Genomic DNA, 20,256 nt, shown 5'->3' with positions numbered 1-20,256 from the left:
CGCGTTTAGGGCTGTCCACACTCCTTACCATTCACAGAAATTAGCTGACCACAAAGAAACAAAGGGGACAAAAAGGAGATAAGGGTTATTAAGAAATTGAACGATTACAAAGAATTGAATCGATATTTCCAATTCTAATGGAATTATCGGGGAGAATCGTCAAAACTCAAATTGGATGAATTTACTGTAGTGATATTATTAGAAGCTTCTGTTATTCAACTCTTATTGTTAAACAACAAAGACAAAGATTACAAAAAAATAGCCCACTTGGTTTATTATTCCTAAAGCATAAAAAAAGCGCCTGATAATATCAGACGCTTTTGGATTTATATAAATTACTCTAAATTTTTACCTTTTAACTTCCACACATATCGCAATCATCAGGATTATCAAGTGAACATGCAATAGCGCCTTGCTTCTGCCCTTTGGTCAGGTCCATTGTAGGTGTAGATGCGATGACGGTTTTCTCAGGTTCCAAGGCTCCTTTATCAACTGTAAACTGGATCGCTGCAGTAGCAGCCTGAGATCTTAGATAATACATCCCTGTCTTAAGACCTTTTTTCCAAGCGTAGAAGTGCATTGAAGTCAATTTACCAAAGTTTGGATCCTGCATGAATACATTCATACTTTGTGATTGACAGATATATGCACCCCGATCTGCAGCCATGTCTATGATGATTTTTTGAGAAATTTCCCAGACTGTTTTATAAAGATCTTTGATGTTTTGAGGAACACCCGGAAGCTTCTGAACAGATCCGTTCGCCGCAATCAACCTGTTCTTCATATTGTCATTCCAAAGGCCAAGGCTAATCAAATCTTTCATCAAATGTTTGTTAGCGATGATGAATTCTCCTGACAGAGTCCTTCTAGTATAAATATTGGAAGTATATGGCTCAAAGCATTCATTGTTACCTAGGATTTGAGAAGTAGAGGCAGTAGGCATTGGGGCCACCAATAAGGAATTTCTCACACCATGCTTTACTACTTGCTCCTTCAGTGAATTCCAATTCCATCTACCGGACCTTGGAGTTACACCCCACATATCAAACTGGAATATTCCTTTGGAGGCAGGCGATCCTTCATAGGTTTCATAAGGGCCATGGACTTTTGCCAATTCCATAGATGTTTCCATGGCGGCAAAGTAAATGGTTTCGAAGATATCTTCATTAAGCCCTTTTGCTTCCGCAGATTCAAACGGCATTCTCAGCATGATAAAGGCATCTGCCAAACCTTGAACTCCAAGCCCGATAGGTCTGTGTCGGAAGTTTGATCTCTTTGCTTCCTCAACCGGATAGTAATTGACATCAATTACTTTATTCAGGTTTCTGGTCGCAACTTTCGTGATTTCATACAACTTCTGATGGTCAAAGAATTTTTTACCATCAGGACCAGTGGTTACATATTTTGGAAGTGCAATGGATGCGAGGTTACAGACAGCAACTTCATCAGGTGCAGTATACTCAAGTATTTCTGTGCAAAGATTGGAAGATTTGATCGTTCCAAGATTTTGCTGATTAGATTTTTTGTTGGCAGAATCCTTATACAACATGTATGGAGTCCCTGTCTCGATCTGAGATTCCAAAATCTCAAACCAAAGCTCTTGGGCTTTTACGACTTCCCTTGCTCTTCCTTCTCTTTCATATTTTTCGTAAAGCCTTTCAAACTCTTCACTGTGGCAATCCGCTAAACCAGGTGCTTCATTTGGACAGAAAAGAGACCATTCTTCATTTTCTTCCACACGTCTCATAAATAGATCCGGAATCCACATGGCATAGAAAAGATCTCTCGCTCTCATTTCCTCCTTACCATGATTTCTTTTCAGTTCCAAGAAATCCTTCACATCTGCGTGCCAAGGTTCAAGGTAAATGGCAAAGCTTCCTTTTCTCTTTCCACCGCCTTGATCGACGTATCTAGCCGTCATGTCAAAGTTTCTCAACATGGGAACAATACCATTAGAAACACCATTTGTACCTCGGATGTAACTGCCTTTAGCTCTAACATTATGAATTGAAAGACCAATACCCCCTGCTGATTGTGAGATTTTTGCACATTGCTTCAGAGTATCGTAGATTCCATCAATGCTGTCATCCTTCATTGTCAGTAAGAAACAAGAAGAAAGCTGTGGCTTTGGTGTTCCTGCGTTGAAAAGTGTCGGAGTGGCATGTGTAAACCACTTTTGGGAAAGCAGGTGATAGGTCTCTATCGCTGCATCAACGTCTTCTTTGTGAATCCCTACAGCAACCCTCATGAGCATGTGTTGGGGTCTTTCCACAACTTTATTATCCAAGCGGATCAAATAACTTTTTTCTAAAGTCTTAAATCCGAAATAATCATAGTCAAAGTCTCTGTTGTAATCAATCGCTTCATCAAGCATTGCAGCATGGTTTTTTACCACGCCATATACATCTGGAGCGATCAATGCAGCATTTTCTCCCGTCTTTGGATTGACATAGGTGTACAGTCTTTTCATCGTATTTGAAAAAGACTGGGAGGTAGTTTTCTGTAGATTTGATATGGCTATCCGGGCAGCTAAAATCGCATAATCAGGGTGCTTAACAGTTAAAGATGCCGAAACTTCAGCAGCAAGGTTATCAAGTTCTGTTGTGGTGACTCCGTCATAAAGGCCATCAATTACCTTTTTTGCAACTTCTATAGGATGGACATAATTGATATCCAAGCCATAACAAAGGTTTTCAATCCTGGCGGTTATTTTGTCAAACCGTACTGATTCGCGACGGCCATCTCTTTTTATTACTAACATGACAAGTGGATTTGGGTTGGTGGTGAAATAAATTAGAAATCCTCTCCAATGGAGAACTTAGGTGATTCGACCAGTTCTTTGGACTTCATCACCCCGGCCTTTTGGTAATCCCCAACCCTTTTTTCAAAGAAGTTGGTTTTGCCCTGAAGGGAAATCATGTCCATAAAGTCAAATGGATTGGTACTGTTCCAAACTTTGGCACAGCCAAGCTCCGAAAGTAACCTGTCCGCTACAAACTCAATATATTGGCACATCAAATCAGAATTCATACCGATTAATTTTACCGGTAATGCATCTGTAACAAACTCTTTTTCAATATTTACAGCGTCTTGGATAATCCTTGATACTGTTTCTTTTGGTAAATGATTGACCACATGCTCCGTATATAAATGGCAGGCAAAATCGCAATGCAATCCCTCATCTCTTGAAATCAGTTCATTAGAGAATGTTAGTCCCGGCATCAATCCTCTCTTCTTCATCCAGAATATGGAACAGAATGATCCGGAGAAAAATATACCTTCTACAGCAGCAAAAGCAATCAACCTTTCTTGAAAATTACCATTGTCAATCCACCTCAATGCCCATTCTGCTTTCTTCCTGACGCAATCGATATGCTCTATGGCATTGAGTAGCCTGTCTCTTTCGACGTTATCTTTAATGTAAGTATCAATCAATAAACTGTAGGTTTCGGAGTGGATGTTCTCCATTGCAATCTGGAATCCATAGAAAAATTTCGCCTCAGTATACTGAACTTCAGACACAAAATGCTCAGCAAGGTTTTCATTCACTATGCCATCACTTGCAGCGAAGAATGCCAATACATGAGATATAAAATGCCTTTCACCATCATTTAGGTTTTTCCAGTCTTTTAGATCTTGACTCAGGTCAATTTCTTCTGCAGTCCAAAAGCTTGCCTCGGCTTTTTTATAGTACTGCCAGATATCATCATGCTGGATGGGAAATAAAACGAATCGGTTTTTGTTCTCTTGGAGAATTGGTTCAAAATGTTGCATTACTCTTAAATTTTTTGAGGTTAGTCTTCTGTTTTTGAAAGGAGAAGGCTATATTATTTTTTCTAATTCGTGCTGGAAAGAAAAGGCCGTTTCTTTGGAACAGCCTCCAACAAATATGATGAACAAATTCCAAAAATAAAACCCTTATCGAGTCTAATTCTTTCGTTTTTTGAATAAAAGTCAATAAATATATAATATGCATTTAATCAATGTATTATATACAATAATATAAATATTAACTTTAATCAATTATCGCCGTATAGGCCACCAAAACTTTTTTTAGCATGGCCAAAATTTTTTATTCGACCTATTTTTAAGAAGATTTTTGAACAAAAGTCAAAATATTATAATATACCCGAATAATATGTCTGAAATAAAAAGTAAAAGCGTATATATTTTGAAATCGAGACTACATCTCAAACTGTCTAAGCAAGAATAATGAGGAATTCTTGGGCATACTTTTTTCTTAATGAAAGAATTTTTATATTTGCACCTCGATTTCCTAAAGCAATTAAAATCAATTTATGTACGCAATTGTCAACATCGCAGGAAAGCAGTTCAAAGTAACTAAAGATCAGCACGTTTATGCACCATTGTTGCAGGGCGAGGCTGGCGCTTCCGTGGAATTTGATCAGGTATTATTGGCTGAGGCTGATGGTATCGTATCAATTGGGGCACCCACCATTGCAGGGGCCATGGTATCAGGAAAAATTCTTGATCATGTAAAAGGTAACAAAGTAATCGTCTTCAAAAAGAAGAGGAGAAAAGGTTACAAGAAGAAAAATGGTCATAGACAAGACTTTACAAAAGTATTGATTGAAAGCATTTCATTATAAGATTTCGCAAGAAGTCCTAAACGTATAAAATCATGGCTCACAAGAAAGGCGTCGGTAGTTCCAGAAATGGTAGAGAATCACACAGCAAAAGACTTGGTGTGAAGAAATTTGGTGGAGAGGCAGTAATCGCTGGAAACATCATCATCAGACAAAGAGGTACAAAGCATCATCCAGGTGAAAACGTAGGTATTGGTAAAGACCATACTTTGTTTGCGCTTGTACCGGGAAAAGTAGCATTCAAAAGGAAATTTGACGGTAAATCTTACGTCACTGTTGTTCCTGCTGAAGCATAACATTTACTTCCATTAAATCAAAAAAGGCCTCCCATCATCGGGAGGCCTTTTCTGTTTTACTACCCTAAGTAAATTTTTGGAATTAGAATAATTGGGAAGGTAGCCGTTAGCTTTTTTTTTGATTTTCCATTCAACTGCCTGTCATGTAAAAAGATTTTTAATTGTGAAATCAGCAGTTGAACTTCATAGCTGATGAACTCAATAAAATTATATCCATGAAATCTCTCCAGATACAAATTCTGATTTTGTTTTTGATATATTCAAATCAAGCCATTGGCCAAAACAAACCTTTGGAAATTAAAGATTATGCAAGGTGGACCAGAATTGTCACGGCCACTCCTTCTTCCGATGGTAAGTGGTTTGCTTATGCACTGAGACCTAACGGTGGAGACGATACACTCCACCTCAAATCCCTGACTGATGGAATTCTAAAACGGATTCCATTTGGATTGAATCCGAGTTTTTCAGAAAATAGTAATTTCTTCTCCTATTTTACCAAACCCAATAAGGCTGAGACTGAAAAACTCAAAAAGGGGAAAAAACCTATTCTTCAAAAAGCATATTTACAATCTCTCATTGGAGGTGATTCATTTGAGGTTGAATCTGCCAATTCCATGGATTTTTCATCCGACGAAAAATACTGGTTGGTTCACCGTCAAAAGGAAGAGGGAGATAAAGAGTCCCATAAAGGATCAGATTTAGTGGTTTACATTACTACGGAGGGCAAATCTTTTGTGATAGGGAATGTTTCAGAATTTGCATTGAATAAAAAGTCTTCCCACTTGGCGTACATAGTAGATGCTAAGGACAAGATAGGAAACGGTATTTATTTAATGAACTTAACCACCATGTCTACTAACGTCCTAGATTCTGATCAAAAATCCTATCTGGGGCTGGTCTGGGATGATAAAGAAAGTAAAAAGAAGGAGTGGTCAAGCAAGGGCAATCGGTTTGCTGTTTTGAAAGGAGAAAAAATTGACTCATTAGAGCAGCAGGTGAATGAGTTGCTTCTAGTTTCTGAAATCGATGGCAAGCCGGTAATTCAAACCCTAAATTCTGAAAATCCCGATTTCCCAAAGCAATTTGTCATTAGCGAAAAATCTAATCTGCGTTTTTTGCAGGATGGAAGTTCAGTTTGGTTTGGGATCAAGGAGCAAGAAATCAAATTCAAGGCGGATAAAGACACCATTCCAAATGTGGATGTATGGCATTGGAAAGACAGCTATATCCAATCAGTGCAAATAGTACGTGCAAACAGAGACCGGAACGCAACATTTTCCTCTATTTATCTTTTTGGGCAAAACAAATTTGTCAGGCTTTCAGACGATGGTTTAAAAACAGTTTTGTCCTCAGGACACAATATGTTTAAAATAGGACTAGACGAAAAACCCTATATCAGTGACATCAATTGGGGAGTGTCGCCGGCAGATATGTATAGAGTAAATGTCAAAAATGGGGAGCGTATTTTGGTTGAAAAATTGGTAAATAGGCCATTGCAACAATCTCCGGACGGGAAATACTACCTGTACCAAAAAGATACCTCAATTATTGCTTACAATCTTGAAACCAACACCAAGATTAATGTTTCATCAAAAGCCAATATAAAATTCATGGATTTGGAACATCCTTATCCCCATGAAAAACCCCCTTATGGAGTTGCAGGTTGGACAAAAGACGGGAAGAATGTCATTTTGAACCATAAATTTGACCTTTGGATGTTGGCCTTGGACGGAAGCAAAGCTGAAAATATTACCAAGATAGGTGACAAAGAGGAAATCAGGTTCAGGCACTTTAAATTGGATAAAGAAGAAGACTGGATAGATACCAAAAAACCAATATTATTGGAAGCCTACGGGGAATGGACCAAGAAAAATGGCTATTACGAACTTAAATTGGGCGGAAATCCGGCACCTCTTTTCTATGTAGATGCGATGATAGGTTCATTGCAAAAGCCGGAAAAGGCTGAAAAATTGTATTTCACCAAACAAACCTTCGAAGAGTTTCCTGACTTTTTCACCTCAGATTCAAAATTTGGAAATATCCAAAAAATCACTGACGCAAATCCCCAACAAGGAGAGTATGCTTGGGGTCGTAGAAAATTGGTTGATTTCACCAATAGTAAAGGTCAACGTTTGCAAGGGACGCTGACAATGCCTGCGGGTTATATCGAAGGGCAACAGTATCCTACCATTATGTATTTTTATGAAAAAATGTCTGACCGTCACCATGCTTATTCCATGCCTGTATATGATGACAGACCTCATTTTTCTACGTATGCAAGCAATGGTTATATGGTTTTCATGCCTGATATTATATTTGAAGAGGGTAAACCCGGAACAAGTTCCTTGGATGCAGTAACTTCAGCCGCCAAAAAATTAATTGAATTGGGTTATGCTGACAAAAACAATATAGGTCTTCAGGGACATAGTTGGGGTGGTTACCAGACTTCTTTTATTCTTACCCAAACTGACATGTTCAAGTGTATCGTCACAGGTGCTCCGCCGACCAATCTTGAAAGCTTCTATAATAACATATATGGAAGTTCGGGGACGGTTCATCATGGGATTATGGAAATAGGTCAGGTAAGAATGGGTCGGGGAGTTACGCCTTGGACACATAGGGAAGATTATAACCGGGAAAATCCTATGCGCCATATTCCCAATATCAAAACTCCTTTTTTGATCTTGCATGGTACAAAAGATGGAGCTGTGGATTGGGGACAAGGCTTGGAACTTTATAATGCAGCAAGAAGAATGGGGAAAGAGGTGATATTTCTTTCATATCCCAATGAAGGTCACCATCTTTCTAATGAAGCCAATCAAAAGGACTTTCAGGTGAGAATGAAAGCTTATTTTGATCATTACCTGATGAATTTGCCTGCACCGGAATGGATGGAAAATGGAGTTCCCCATTTAAATAAACTTTATGATAAGGTAAAATAACAAGGAACAAATTGAGACTTCCTTATGAATATGCATGCCAAAATTCTGTCACCTTTATTCAATCTTATATTTCCAATGACAACCATTATATCAATATGAAAAGAATATTACATTTTGCTTTATCTGTATTCCTCCTACTTGGGATAGGATTTGGACATCAAGTCCAATCACAGCAGTATGATGAAAAAATCTACGAAGCCATTCAATGGCGAAATTTAGGACCTCACCGTGGCGGACGATCAGCTACGGTGGCAGGAGTAGCTTCCGAGAGGAATACCTTTTACTTTGGCGCTACAGGTGGTGGGGTATGGAAAACCACCGACGGAGGAAAAACCTGGGGAAATATTTCCGACGGGTATTTCGGCGGTTCTATTGGGGCAGTTGCTGTGGCAGATTCTGATCCCAATATCATCTATGTCGGTGGTGGAGAAAAGACCGTCAGGGGCAATGTTTCCTATGGTTATGGCTTTTGGAAAAGTGCCGACGCCGGAAAGACTTGGGCAAGTCTGGGAATGGAAGAATCCCGCTTTGTATCTCGAATCAGAATCCATCCTACCAATCCGGATATTGTCCTTGCGGCTGTGATGGGTGACATATTCAAACCAACAGAGATAAGAGGGGTGTACAAATCTATTGACGGAGGGAAAACCTGGAACAGAAAACTTTTTGTAAATCCTACGTCAGGAGCCGTGGATTTGGTGATGGATCCAAAAAATCCGGATATCATGTTTGCTACCACTTGGGAATTGAAAAGAACACCCTATAGCTTAGAGAGTGGTGGTCCCGGATCCAAAATGTTTAAGAGTACAGATGGCGGTGAAAATTGGACCGAAATTTCTACCAACAAAGGATTGCCTGAAGGTACATTGGGAATCATCGGAGTCACCATTTCACCGGTCAACTCAAACCGGATCTGGGCCATGGTCGAAAACCTAAAAGGCGGATTGTTCAGGTCAGATGATGGCGGGACGACTTGGGAAAAGACCAATGAAGACAGAAATCTCAGACAAAGAGCCTGGTACTACACCAGACTTTATGCCGATACGCAAAGTGACAGTACAGTGTATGTCCTGAATGTCGATTACCATAAATCTACCGACGGAGGCAAGACATTCAAAAATTATGATGCACCTCACGGGGACCATCATGACCTGTGGATTGATCCAAAAGATAACCAAAGGATGATCATCGCTGATGATGGCGGTGCCCAGGTTTCTTTCGATGGTGGAGCTTCTTGGACGACTTATATGAATCAGCCGACTTCCCAATTTTACAGGGTAACTACGGATAATCATTTCCCATACAGAATCTACGGTGCGCAGCAGGATAATTCAACACTGCGCATCAGTCACCGAAATGATGGAAGAGGGATTACTGAAGATGACTGGGAACCTACAGCGGGTGGAGAAAGTGGGTGGATAGCACCTGATCCGAATGACAGCGACATCGTGTATGGTGGATCGTATGGAGGTTATTTGACTAGAGAAAATCATAGAACAAAAACCTCCAGAACGGTCAATGTATACCCAAACAATCCTATGGGGCATGGTGCGGAAGATATGAAGTACCGCTTCCAATGGAATTTTCCTATTTTCTTTTCCCTTCATGACCCGAAAGTCCTTTACACGACTTCTAATCAATTTCACAGGTCAACAGATGGCGGACAATCTTGGGAGACTTTCAGCCCGGATTTGACGAGAAATGCAAAAGAAAAATTAGGCCCCTCCGGCGGTCCGATTACCAAGGACAATACCTCAGTGGAATACTACAGCACCATTTTTACGGCGTCCGAATCACCCCTGAAAAAAGGAGTGCTTTGGGCAGGATCTGATGATGGATTGGTCCATGTGTCCAAGGACAACGGAAAGACTTGGGAAAATGTAACTCCAAAAGGCCTTCCTGAATGGATCCAAATCAACAGCACCGAGGGACATCCTTTTGAGGAAGGTGGATTATACTTTGCAGCAACAGGCTATAAAAACGGTGATTTTGCACCTTACTTGTACAAGACCTCTGATTACGGTAAATCCTGGACCAAAATTACCAATGGTATTGACGGACAGCATTTCACCAGGGTCATTAGGGCTGATCCCTCCAAAAAAGGCATTCTATATGCCGGCACAGAGACCGGAATGTACATCTCTTTCAATGACGGTGCGGATTGGAAACCTTTTCAGCTCAACCTGCCCATCGTGCCCATCACAGATTTGACCATCAAGGATAATAATTTGATCGCCGCCACCCAAGGCAGGAGTTTTTGGATTGTCGATGACCTGACTGTCCTGCATCAAATGTCAAATGAAATTGGTGCGAAGCCATCTCACTTGTTCAAGCCGCAGGATTCATACAGGATGGACGGGGTAAAACGCGAATCAAAAACAGAAGGCACCAACAGGCCCGGGGGCGTATTGGTCTATTATCACCTCAAGGACGAACCCAAAGAGGAAGTTCGGGTGGAGTTTTATGACAGCAAAAGGAAACTACTCAAGGAATATTCTTCCAAGGGAATTGAAAAAGATACTTTGAAGTACAAAACCGGTTCGAATGAAATCAATTGGAATCTGCGTATCCCTGATGCCAAAAGTTTTGAGGGAATGATCATGTGGTCAGGCCCGCTTCGTGGCCCAAAGGTTGTTCCTGGAGACTATATCGTCAGATTGATAGTGGATGGCAAGGCTGAGGAACATACATTCAAGGTTTTGGCGGACCCGAGGTATGAATCCACGCAGGAGGACCTTTTGGCACAATATGATTTCCTTCTGAATGTCAGGGACAAGCTGACCGAAACCCATGAAACCATTATCATCATCAGAAAATACAGAGACGAGCTCAATGCTTTGGTGGAAAAAGATCCCAAAAAGAAAAGAAGGATTGATCCCATCATCCAGGGTATTACGGACATAGAAAAAGAATTGTACCAAACCCAAAACCAAAGCGGACAAGATCCACTGAACTTCCCGATCAGGTTGAACAATAAGTTGGCACATTTGAATTCTGTGGCCGGAACGGGAGATTACCGACCGACCGATGGCGCCGAAGAAGTGCGGACCGAAATCACTAACCTGATCAATATCCAATTGACAAAATTCAAGGAAATTGAAAAAACCCAGATTTCCAAAGTTCTGAATATCGAGGAATTGAAAGCAGAAATAGAGAAGAAATAGAGATGGTTAAGCGTTTCTTTGCCGGGAACCCAATATTTCTTTGCATGGAGGACGGAAGTCGGAAGTAGGATGTTCCGGACATTTCGGTCTCTTGTCATGATTTAACTGTTTGATCATTTTTATTAGCATGATTGCGCATTTTTAAATAAAAATTGAGATTGGAATTCAAATCTAAAATCCCTGCTGAGTTCTTCGGCAGGGATTTTTTTGTTAATTATTCTTAACTTTTCCCTGAAACATTTTGAGATTTTAAGGACTTCAAAAGAATTTGTACATTACCACCCATTATTTTCCAGTCCCAAATAACTATTTCTACCACCTAATTATTGAGAACTCTATGTTTAAACTGAAAAGAAATTTACTCCTCGCCATGACGATGGTGATGGTGGCTGTGGCCATGCCTATGAATGAGGCTTTGGCACAAAAAAAGAAAAAGAAATCCGATGCGCCTGCAGTCACAGCTCCTGCTCCGGAAAAAAAACCTGAGAAAAAAACCATCGCTGACCTGACCAAAGGCAACACCAAGTTTGAAGGCCTATTCACTTTCTATCAGGATACCGTCAGCGGAGAACTGAGAATGGAAGTCAGCAAAGAGCAGTTGGGCAAAGAGTTTATCTATTTTGCCCAGATTGGAGATGGTGTCACTGATGCCGGAACTTTTAGAGGTGCTTATGGAGAAAACAACATCTTTAAGATCGTCAGGTATTTCAACAGAGTTGAATTTGTGAAACAAAATGTGTCGCATTATTTCGATCCTGAAAATCCCCTGAGCAGATCAGCCGATGCCAACATCAGCCAAGCAATCATGGCAAGTGCTAAAATCGAAGCTGAAGACACGGATAAAGGATCAATTCTTATCAAAGCAGACAACCTGTTTTTGAAAGAAACATTTTCACAGATCAAAAACCCACCTTTCCCGGGCGAATCTCCAATGGCATTCAGGTTAGGCAACCTTGACAGTGAGAAAACAAAAGTACTCGCCATCAGAAGTTATGAGAAAAACACAGACCTCGCAGTAGAATATGTGTACAACAACCCTTCAGTTCTGAACGGTGGATCTTCTGCCGTAACTGACGGAAGAAATGTCAGCATCAAGGTTTTCCATAGCTTGATCGAGTTGCCGGACAATGGCTATGAACCAAGATTTGATGATCCGAGAGTCGGATTTTTCGCGACTGAAGTGACCGACATGACCACTGCCAGCGCAACTCCCTTCCGGGATTTGGTTCACAGATGGGATTTGAGAAAGAAAGATCCCGATGCAGCTATTTCTGAACCTGTAGACCCAATTGTATTTTGGATCGAAAACTCTACCCCTACAGAATGGAGAGGAACCATCATGGATGCAGTCTTGGAATGGAACAAAGCCTTTGAGAAAGCCGGATTTAAAAATGCTGTTCAGGTCAAAATCCAACCTGATGATGCAGATTGGGATGCCGGAGATATCCGCTACAATGTATTGAGATGGACAAGCTCTCCAAACCCTCCCTTTGGTGGTTATGGACCAAGTTTCGTCAATCCCCGAACAGGGCAGATTTTAGGAGCAGACATCATGTTGGAGTTTGTATACCATACCAACAGGGTGGTGTATGACAAACTTTTTGGTGATGAAGCGGCTTTGGAAAATCAATCTTCCCATGGCAATCAGCCTCATTTCTGTTTTGTAGGCGCACATCTTCAAAACAACATGATGTTTGGTCAGGCTTTTCTAAGAGCCCACGGTGCATCTGACCTTGAAATGGAAGGAATGAAAAAAGAAGCCATGGCTGAATTGCTCATGCACGAAGTGGGGCATACCCTTGGTTTGAGCCACAACATGAAAGCTTCCCAGCTATTTTCTCCAAAAGAATTGGCTGATAAAAATGTGATTGAAGGAAAAGCACTAGCAGGTTCTGTGATGGATTACTTGGCTATCAATATTTCTCCTGACAAAAGCACGCAAGGTCATTATTTCTCTACCACTGTCGGTCCTTATGATGTGTGGGCGATACAGGCAGGATATACTCCTGTCAAATCCCAAGGGGAGTTGGACGCGATTTTGGCACTTTCCACTAGGCCTGAACTTATTTTTGGAAATGATGCAGATGATATGAGGGCTCCGGGCAAAGCCATCGATCCAAGAGTCATGATCGGGGATCTTTCCAATGATCAGATTGGATATTCCATCCACATGATGGAAACTTCCAAAAAACTCATGGAAGGTATCAAAGAAAAATATTCCGCCGAAGGCCAATCGTACCAAGAACTGACTCAGGCATACAGCGTCCTTATGGGTACATATACAACTGCAGGCGGCGTGATGTCACGATATGTTGGTGGTGTCTATGTGGACCGTGCCATGGCGGGACAGGATGGAGGCACGCAGCCTTTCACTCCTGTAAGCGTTAAGGATCAGAAAAGAGCCTTGGATGCGATCAGCAAGTACATGTTGGCTCCAAATGCCTATCAGATTCCTGAAGATTTGATCAACCACCTTGCAAGACAAAGAAGAGGCTTCAATTTCTTTGGCGGACCGGAAGATCCAAAAATCCACCAACAGGTTTTGAATTCCCAAAGAAGTGTCTTGGCCCACATGACCCATCCCAATACTTTGCAGAGAATGGTGGATTCAGAATTGTATGGCAATGAATACAACATGGCCACTTACATGAATGACTTGACCAAGGCAATCTTCGATGCGGACATCAATGGCAATGTCAACACTTTCAGACAAAACCTGCAGATAGAATATGTCAACACCCTGAAAGGGATGCTGACCGGACCTCAAAGCAACAGGTATAATAACTTTGCCAAATCAGCCGCATTGTATAATCTGAATTATGTCAAAACCAAAGTGAACAATTCCTCCGGTAACATCTCTTCAAAGGCACACAAAGACCACTTGAAATTGGTCATCAGCAATACCTTGGAAGATGTGAAGTAAAAAGCAAAACATGGTTTCAATAACCTCAGGCCTATCAGGTCTGAGGTTTTTTTATGACATTAAATACCTTCATCTCCCTTCGTGATACTTTCGTGAATATTTCGATTTAATTTTATTGGTATATACAACATGCCAAATATGAAAAAGGTACTGGTAGTCGAGGATGATCCAAATATCAGCCAACTCATTCAGATTCATCTCAAGGACTTGGGCTATCAGATCCAGGTTTCAAATAATGGCCGGCAGGGGTATGAACTTGCCTCCTCAGGTTTCTTTGACCTGATGATATTGGACATCATGCTTCCCGAAATGGACGGCATAAGCATCTGCCAAAAACTCAGGGCATTGGATAATTTTACACCTATCCTGATGATCACAGCCAAATCCGAAGAAATTGATAAAGTGATGGGATTGGAATCGGGTGCTGATGATTACATCACCAAACCTTTCAAAATCAGGGAATTTATTGCCAGGGTCAAAGCCATCATGAGAAGACAGGACCAGTTTGTCCTATTGAGCAATAAAAATGAGGCTGCAGTTCGGTTTGAAAATCTGGAAATAGATGAAAAAAGGAGAAAAGTCTTGCTAAACCAAAAGAGAATTGACCTGACTCCCAAAGAGTTTGACCTGCTGATGCTATTGGCCAAAAGTCCCGGCAGGAGTTACAGCAGATCAGAGCTTTTGGAACTGATCTGGGGATATGACTTCAGTGGCTACGAGCACACCGTCAATGCCCATATCAACCGCCTGAGGTCAAAAATCGAGATTGATGCCAATAATCCAAACTTTATATTGACAACCTGGGGCATCGGCTACCGCTTTAATGACGAATGGTAAAATCCTTTTGACCATAAAAATATAATAGTATGAAAAGTTTATTTTGGAGATTTTCTTTGGTTTTCACCCTTGTGATGATGGTGGTGGGCTTTGCCTACATCCTGATCACAACCAATGCTTCCAAAAACTATTTCCTGGAAACCACTCAAAAATTGAACGCTTCAGTGGCTGAGTATCTGGTCAAAGAAGCACCACCATTCAAAAACGGAGAGGTCAACGAGGAGGCCTTGGGTGTAATCATGCATTCCATGATGGCTGTGAATCCAAGTATTGAAGTATTTCTGCTGGATCCTGAAGGGGAGATCCTTTCCTATGTGGTATTGGATTCCAAGGTCAAACTCAAAAGGGTAGATGTCAAACCTGTAAAGGAATTTATCGAATCGCGAGGATCTAAGTTTATTCTCGGAGATGATCCTAGGTCAAATGGCTATCAGACAATATTTTCTGCTACTGCGGTTATGGAAGAGGGCAGACTTTTGGGGTATGTATATATCACCTTGGCAAGTGAAAAATTCGAAGAAGTAGCCTCAGGTCTATTGGGCAGCTATTGGCTCAAATTGACTTTGGAATCATTTCTGGTAACCATGGTTGTTGCCTTATTGATAGGATTAATCCTGACTGCGCTCCTTACCAAAAACCTTAGAGAAATCGTCAGAACGGTAAGTAAGTTTAAGGATGGAGAACTTCAGGTAAGAATCCCCCAAATGAAAACCAACTCGGAACTGTCCTTACTTGCCTCTACTTTCAACCAAATGGCAGACAATATCCTTCATAATATGGAGGAACTCAAAAAAGTGGACAGCCTAAGGCGAGAATTGATCGCCAATGTATCCCATGATCTCCGCAATCCTTTGGCTGTGATCAACGGATACGTCGAAACCATGATGATCAAGGGTGATCAGATCACTGAAGCTGAAAGGGAGCAATACCTGAAAATCATCTCTGATTCCTCAGACCGGCTTACCAAACTGGTAGCAGATCTATTTGAGCTGTCCAAACTTGAATCCGGTCAGATGCAGTTAAATTTAGAGCCTTTTAGGATACAGGAATTGCTTTTTGACGCTTGCCTTAAGTTTGAACTTTTGGCCAAAGCCAAAAAAATAGACCTTGTCGCTGACATTTCCCCTTCACTTCCTGTTGTGAAAGCGGACCTTTACTTATTGGACAGGGTCATCCAAAACCTCATTGACAACGCTGTCAAATATGCTCCCGAAAACGGAAAGATAACCCTCAGAGCATTTTATTGCGAGACCACCTATAGAGTCTGTGTAAGTATCAAAAATACCGGTTCGGGAATACCCCAAAAAGATCTGGGGTCCCTTTTTGAAAGATATTACATGGTCGATAGAGATAAAAAAGGAATTGAAGGCTCAGGTTTGGGTTTGGCAATTGTCAAAAAGATCTTAGAAGTCCACAATTCTAGCATCCAGGTCTTTTCAGATTCTGCCACTTTTACCGAATTTGTTTTTGTACTTGATCCAATGCAGTCCAATTAATGGTAAAGTCCTTTTTTTGCGGCTGGGTGAATTACAAAATTTGGGACCTAACCTGTTTAAGCTGAAATGAATTGGCTTGTCTTAGATTCCTTCTTGAGACAAACAAAAAAAAGGGAGATGAATCTTCATCCCCCGTTTTTTATTATAAATAGACCAAACAAAATGTTATATGTGCATCCTCATTGTTGAATGTCCCCGACAAATTTCGAAATTTTCTACTTTAAAACTGAACTCCATATGTTTGAGGTGGGGAGGAATGATCCCGAAGTTTCGGGAGGCCGGCACAGGCCATGCGCGCGGATAAGGGATTAAAACGTGAGTTTTAATAGCCAGATTGTGCGGTAGGCCGTCTTGGCTTTTTTGGCTACTTTTTTTGCTAAGAAAAAAAGTAGCTGTAAAATTGATTGACCGATTTCCTGAAGCCCCAAGAAAATCTTTATCGATAATTTTGTTACGTGCATTCATGCGAATACTCATAAAATGTTATTCCAATAAAGCATTTCCAAAAGGAATGGCTGCAGCTCCGCACCAGATAATACCATGTGTAAACTTATCGTCTTTACTGCCCTGAAGTTCATAGAAATGCGCACCCGGCCTATTTGCCAATCCTAACAATTGGAAACTTCCGCTTTCATTTAATCTCAATGAAGAAGAGGTAGACAGGTACACAGTGACCGTACCTGTGGAAAACTTGGTTGTGAAGTTGTCACTTAGGGAAATGTAAAACTTTCCCGCATGGTCTTTTACGAGTTGAACGGTTCCCCTCGTCCCCGCTCCGCTCTGGTTTGATAAGGTTCCGCTTTTGAGCACTTCAAGAGGTCCGGTCACCAGCACTGGATCATCCATCGGAATTTCTTCTGACATGTTATCGCAGGACAGCAGAAAAGCCGTCATTAAAACTAAAATCATACTTAAATTTTTCATGTTGAATTGGTTTAATTGTGAAAATTTGATAGGCTTCTGAACAGAATCCGGTCTCTTGAATAAATGATTTTCTTTTTGTTTTTAAGGTCATTCATGACTGCTGTCACGGTTTGCCGGCTGGTATCAGCTAGTTTTGCAATGTCATCGTGAGAGAGCCATAATTTTAGTAGGGTTTCATCTCCAAATTTTTGACCTGCTCTTTGGGCCAGGTTAAGGAGTGTTTCTTTGATGCGGTATGCGGCATCATTGTTTAAAAGCCTTTGGTGCCGGAAATTCAATTTTTTAAGATCTTCCAAAAAGAGCCTTGAAAGATTTGCCATCGAATTGGGAACATTGTCAAAATTGATTTCGGAAAGCTTGATAAAATAGATTTCGGTATCATCAGATAGCGCGATGGCAGAATTATTAAAATGCATGTCAGGATGCAATAAGGCCTCCCATGCTCCGAATATTTCTCCTTCAGTTTTGATGTCATGAACAAGCTGATCACCACCCTCAGACAATTCACACAGCTTCACAGCACCACTTTTGACCATGAAAAGCTTGTTTGCCAAATCTCCCTGATGGTACAAAGTTTGGAATTTCCCCAGTTTTTTGAAGGGCAGAAACATCAAACCAATGGGATAGACGCTTATTCCTGGCTTAAAGTCTGTTATTTTATTGATGTTATTCATTCTGTAGGCGGTTTGAGGTTATAAAAGACACCAAAACCAAAAACTCCACCTGAGTAGATGTTTTTTCTTTGGAACAGGAAGTCATTGAAATTGCGGTAGGTAAGACTTAAGTGGAAGTCCTTATAGATCGGAGCACTTAGACCCAAGCTGTAGCTGGTGTATTCTGTGCCATCACCCCTTACAAAATCTGTCACTTCGGTAATCTCGTCAACGGAGGTCAGTCCATTCAACCGGACATTGACCCACACCTTATCCGCAATCTTATAGCCCAATTCCACCCCAACTGCAATCTGATCACTGAAAGAAATCCCATCATATTGTGTCCTGTAATTGTAAGACCCAAATAGAGATCCATAAAATGGGAAATCCCCCAATGCAAACGAAGTAGCCAATGTAGTCCAGACGTTGAATTCTCCGTCCCCGCTCGGAAGGTTGATTCTTTCAAAATCATTGACCGTACTGTTTGCAAAATTATTGGCCCTGCCTGTCGGGATTTCGGGAGCGACACTGATGGCCAATGGAAAATATTTCTTCAGCAAGGAGTGTTTGAATTCCACTCTGAGATCTCCAAGACCTGAGACAGTTTCGGTAGTTTCAAAACCATTGAAGTTCTGCAAAGGCAGATTGGTAATGATGGTAAATTTGTCCGTTACCCCATATTCACCATAAAAGACAATGCTTTGCTGGTGAAACCTGTTGGTAACAAGTTTTTCGCCATCAAGGGTGAAATAATCTTTCGAATTAAATGTCGAAAATGAGGTTTGGAAAAAACCTTCCCCTTTTGATTTTGTCCATCCACTCTGACCACTGACTTCCTGGACAACAAACACCAATGCCAAAATCGGGATGAATTTTATATTTTTCATGGTTGTAGAGTTATGCATCCCGGTGGCTCCGGGATGCTGTTGGGTAATTATTGCAACCTTGCATTTCCAAATGGAATCCCTACCGATCCGCACCAAAGGATTACATGGGAATACTTACCTATTTCGGCTCCTGTTGGTACCTTGAAGAAGTTTTCCCCTGCATTTCTAACAGGACCTACCAATAATAAATTGGGATTGCCATTTGCCGGATCAGGGGTAAAAGTATCAGATGCTGACAGGTACACGGTTACAGTTCCTGTTCCCAAAGCCGTCTTGAAAGCATTGTTGAATGCCAAAAATACAGTTCCTTGAGTGTCAGGCCCGATCGAAGCCGTCCCCGCACTTCCCGCACCGTTTTGATCTATGAATGTTCCCGCACGCTGTACTGAAAGAGTGCCGTTTGGTAGGGCAGAATCGATGATAACTGGATCTGTGTCTTCAGAACATGCGGCAAAGAGGACAACTGCTAGAAATAGGATTGCTTTTCTCATAATAAGTTTGATTTTGATTTGATCAAAATTGCCTATGAGTTATCACAAAAAAATCACGGAATGGTAAAGGTTTTATAATTGAGCTAGGTACCGCCTGAGAGACCGGATAGAGCAAAACTTTAAGCTGAGAGGATCAAAACCCAATTATAATGATTCGTCCTTAATTGGTGTTTTTTTTTATCCAAATGAGCGGAAATTCCTAATGAATAATGAAAAGGAAAGGTAATATGTAGAAAACTCAAATTTGGATTTGTTACCGGCTAAAATTTTTTTGGATGAAATTAACAGGCTATTATACCCATGATTCAAAGAGCGGATGTTGCTTTTATTTGAAGTCAATGTCTGAAGCATTCAATCAAGCATAAAGTGCCATTAGATGAAAAGGACAAAACTTCTTGATGATTGACTATAATTTTGGCAAATGGCAAAAAACTAAGGTGAGGCCATTAAGCAATGTTATTTAAAATCAAGTCGATGTCAAAAATTTTCCTGTTGTTCGTGGTATATGGTTGGGTAAAAATTAAAATTTACTGTAGCTTTATTTATCAAGAAAGAATTTCAAATTAATAAAAAACTCAAAAAGTTGTATTATGAATTACACGGAAAATTATAACGGAATCAAAATTGATGTGCAGGCGCCTCAGGTAGATTTACCTGAAGGTCTACAAGCTCAGATCCGAAAATCCATTGACAAAATATCCAGATTTACAGATAACATTATCGCAGTTGATCTTTACTTTAATATTTCGGGGACAGGCAAATCAGCAGAGCGGATTCTAGGTATGAGGGTTGGTGTTCCAGGTCCTGATGTTTTTTCTGAGGAAAGAGGGAAAGACAGGTGGAATACCATGATGAGGAGTGTTACTGATAAAAACATCAGACAACTTCAAAAGGATAAATAGGATTCATTTGGTTTAATCCCTTATGCCATTCAAATTGGATTTTTGATATTGGATATTGATTGATATTTAGGTGCAGTTTAAAAATACAAAGGTATCCATATATAATGATTGAAAATGAATGATGGTTATCCCGG

Annotated in this window: 14 protein-coding genes; 8 read left to right on the top strand and 6 right to left on the bottom strand. The window is 40.7% G+C overall.

Annotated features, from left to right (window positions below; all coding sequences use genetic code 11):
• Positions 1 to 355: 355 nt before the first annotated feature.
• Positions 356 to 2,761, bottom strand: a complete 2,406-nt coding sequence (locus M3O96_RS11880; protein ID WP_249720808.1) for a ribonucleoside-diphosphate reductase subunit alpha — start codon at positions 2,759 to 2,761, stop codon at positions 356 to 358.
• A 32-nt stretch (positions 2,762 to 2,793) separates the two neighbouring features.
• Entirely contained in the window at positions 2,794 to 3,774 is a 981-nt protein-coding gene (locus tag M3O96_RS11875; protein ID WP_249720807.1) for a ribonucleotide-diphosphate reductase subunit beta, read from the bottom strand.
• Positions 3,775 to 4,298: 524 nt separating this feature from the next.
• Between M3O96_RS11875 and rplU the strand changes: the two genes are divergently transcribed.
• The 7 genes from rplU (at position 4,299) to M3O96_RS11840 (ending at position 16,265) form a co-directional block, all read left to right on the top strand.
• Positions 4,299 to 4,610: a 50S ribosomal protein L21 gene (rplU, locus tag M3O96_RS11870; RefSeq protein WP_113925275.1), complete on the top strand. Its 312-nt coding sequence runs from the start codon at positions 4,299 to 4,301 to the stop codon at positions 4,608 to 4,610.
• Between the two features lie 32 nt (positions 4,611 to 4,642).
• Positions 4,643 to 4,903, top strand: a complete 261-nt coding sequence (rpmA, locus tag M3O96_RS11865; RefSeq protein WP_249720806.1) for a 50S ribosomal protein L27 — start codon at positions 4,643 to 4,645, stop codon at positions 4,901 to 4,903.
• 215 nt (positions 4,904 to 5,118) lie between these two features.
• Entirely contained in the window at positions 5,119 to 7,845 is a 2,727-nt protein-coding gene (locus tag M3O96_RS11860; protein WP_249720805.1) for an alpha/beta hydrolase family protein, read from the top strand.
• 95 nt (positions 7,846 to 7,940) lie between these two features.
• Positions 7,941 to 11,009, top strand: coding sequence for a WD40/YVTN/BNR-like repeat-containing protein (locus tag M3O96_RS11855; RefSeq protein ID WP_249720804.1), 3,069 nt, complete (start codon positions 7,941 to 7,943; stop codon positions 11,007 to 11,009).
• Between the two features lie 337 nt (positions 11,010 to 11,346).
• Entirely contained in the window at positions 11,347 to 13,932 is a 2,586-nt protein-coding gene (locus M3O96_RS11850; protein ID WP_249720803.1) for a zinc-dependent metalloprotease, read from the top strand.
• A gap of 138 nt (positions 13,933 to 14,070) precedes the next feature.
• Positions 14,071 to 14,769 carry a response regulator transcription factor gene (locus tag M3O96_RS11845; RefSeq protein ID WP_249720802.1) on the top strand — a complete coding sequence of 233 codons (699 nt, stop codon included), beginning with the start codon at positions 14,071 to 14,073 and terminating at the stop codon, positions 14,767 to 14,769.
• A 29-nt stretch (positions 14,770 to 14,798) separates the two neighbouring features.
• A complete protein-coding gene (locus tag M3O96_RS11840; protein WP_249720801.1) occupies positions 14,799 to 16,265 on the top strand; it encodes a sensor histidine kinase in 1,467 nt (488 codons plus the stop codon).
• Between the two features lie 483 nt (positions 16,266 to 16,748).
• Here the strand turns inward: M3O96_RS11840 and M3O96_RS11835 are convergent, their stop codons facing one another.
• The 4 genes from M3O96_RS11835 to M3O96_RS11820 are packed head-to-tail and all read right to left on the bottom strand — an operon-like array spanning position 16,749 to position 19,220.
• Positions 16,749 to 17,189, bottom strand: coding sequence for a DM13 domain-containing protein (locus M3O96_RS11835; protein WP_249720800.1), 441 nt, complete (start codon positions 17,187 to 17,189; stop codon positions 16,749 to 16,751).
• A gap of 11 nt (positions 17,190 to 17,200) precedes the next feature.
• A complete protein-coding gene (locus tag M3O96_RS11830; RefSeq protein WP_249720799.1) occupies positions 17,201 to 17,863 on the bottom strand; it encodes a Crp/Fnr family transcriptional regulator in 663 nt (220 codons plus the stop codon).
• A complete protein-coding gene (locus M3O96_RS11825) occupies positions 17,860 to 18,729 on the bottom strand; it encodes a hypothetical protein (protein WP_249720798.1) in 870 nt (289 codons plus the stop codon). The genes M3O96_RS11830 and M3O96_RS11825 overlap by 4 nt, the downstream gene beginning before the upstream one ends.
• Positions 18,730 to 18,776: 47 nt before the next feature.
• Positions 18,777 to 19,220: a DM13 domain-containing protein gene (locus M3O96_RS11820; protein WP_249720797.1), complete on the bottom strand. Its 444-nt coding sequence runs from the start codon at positions 19,218 to 19,220 to the stop codon at positions 18,777 to 18,779.
• 590 nt (positions 19,221 to 19,810) lie between these two features.
• Between M3O96_RS11820 and M3O96_RS11815 the strand changes: the two genes are divergently transcribed.
• Complete coding sequence (locus M3O96_RS11815; RefSeq protein ID WP_249720796.1) at positions 19,811 to 20,122, top strand: HPF/RaiA family ribosome-associated protein; 312 nt, start codon at positions 19,811 to 19,813, stop codon at positions 20,120 to 20,122.
• Positions 20,123 to 20,256: the final 134 nt, after the last annotated feature.

Origin of the sequence: Aquiflexum sp. TKW24L (genome assembly GCF_023502205.1) — a bacterium.
Taxonomy (GTDB): Bacteria; Bacteroidota; Bacteroidia; order Cytophagales; family Cyclobacteriaceae; genus Cognataquiflexum.
This window is presented reverse-complemented; position numbering and strand designations above follow the sequence as displayed.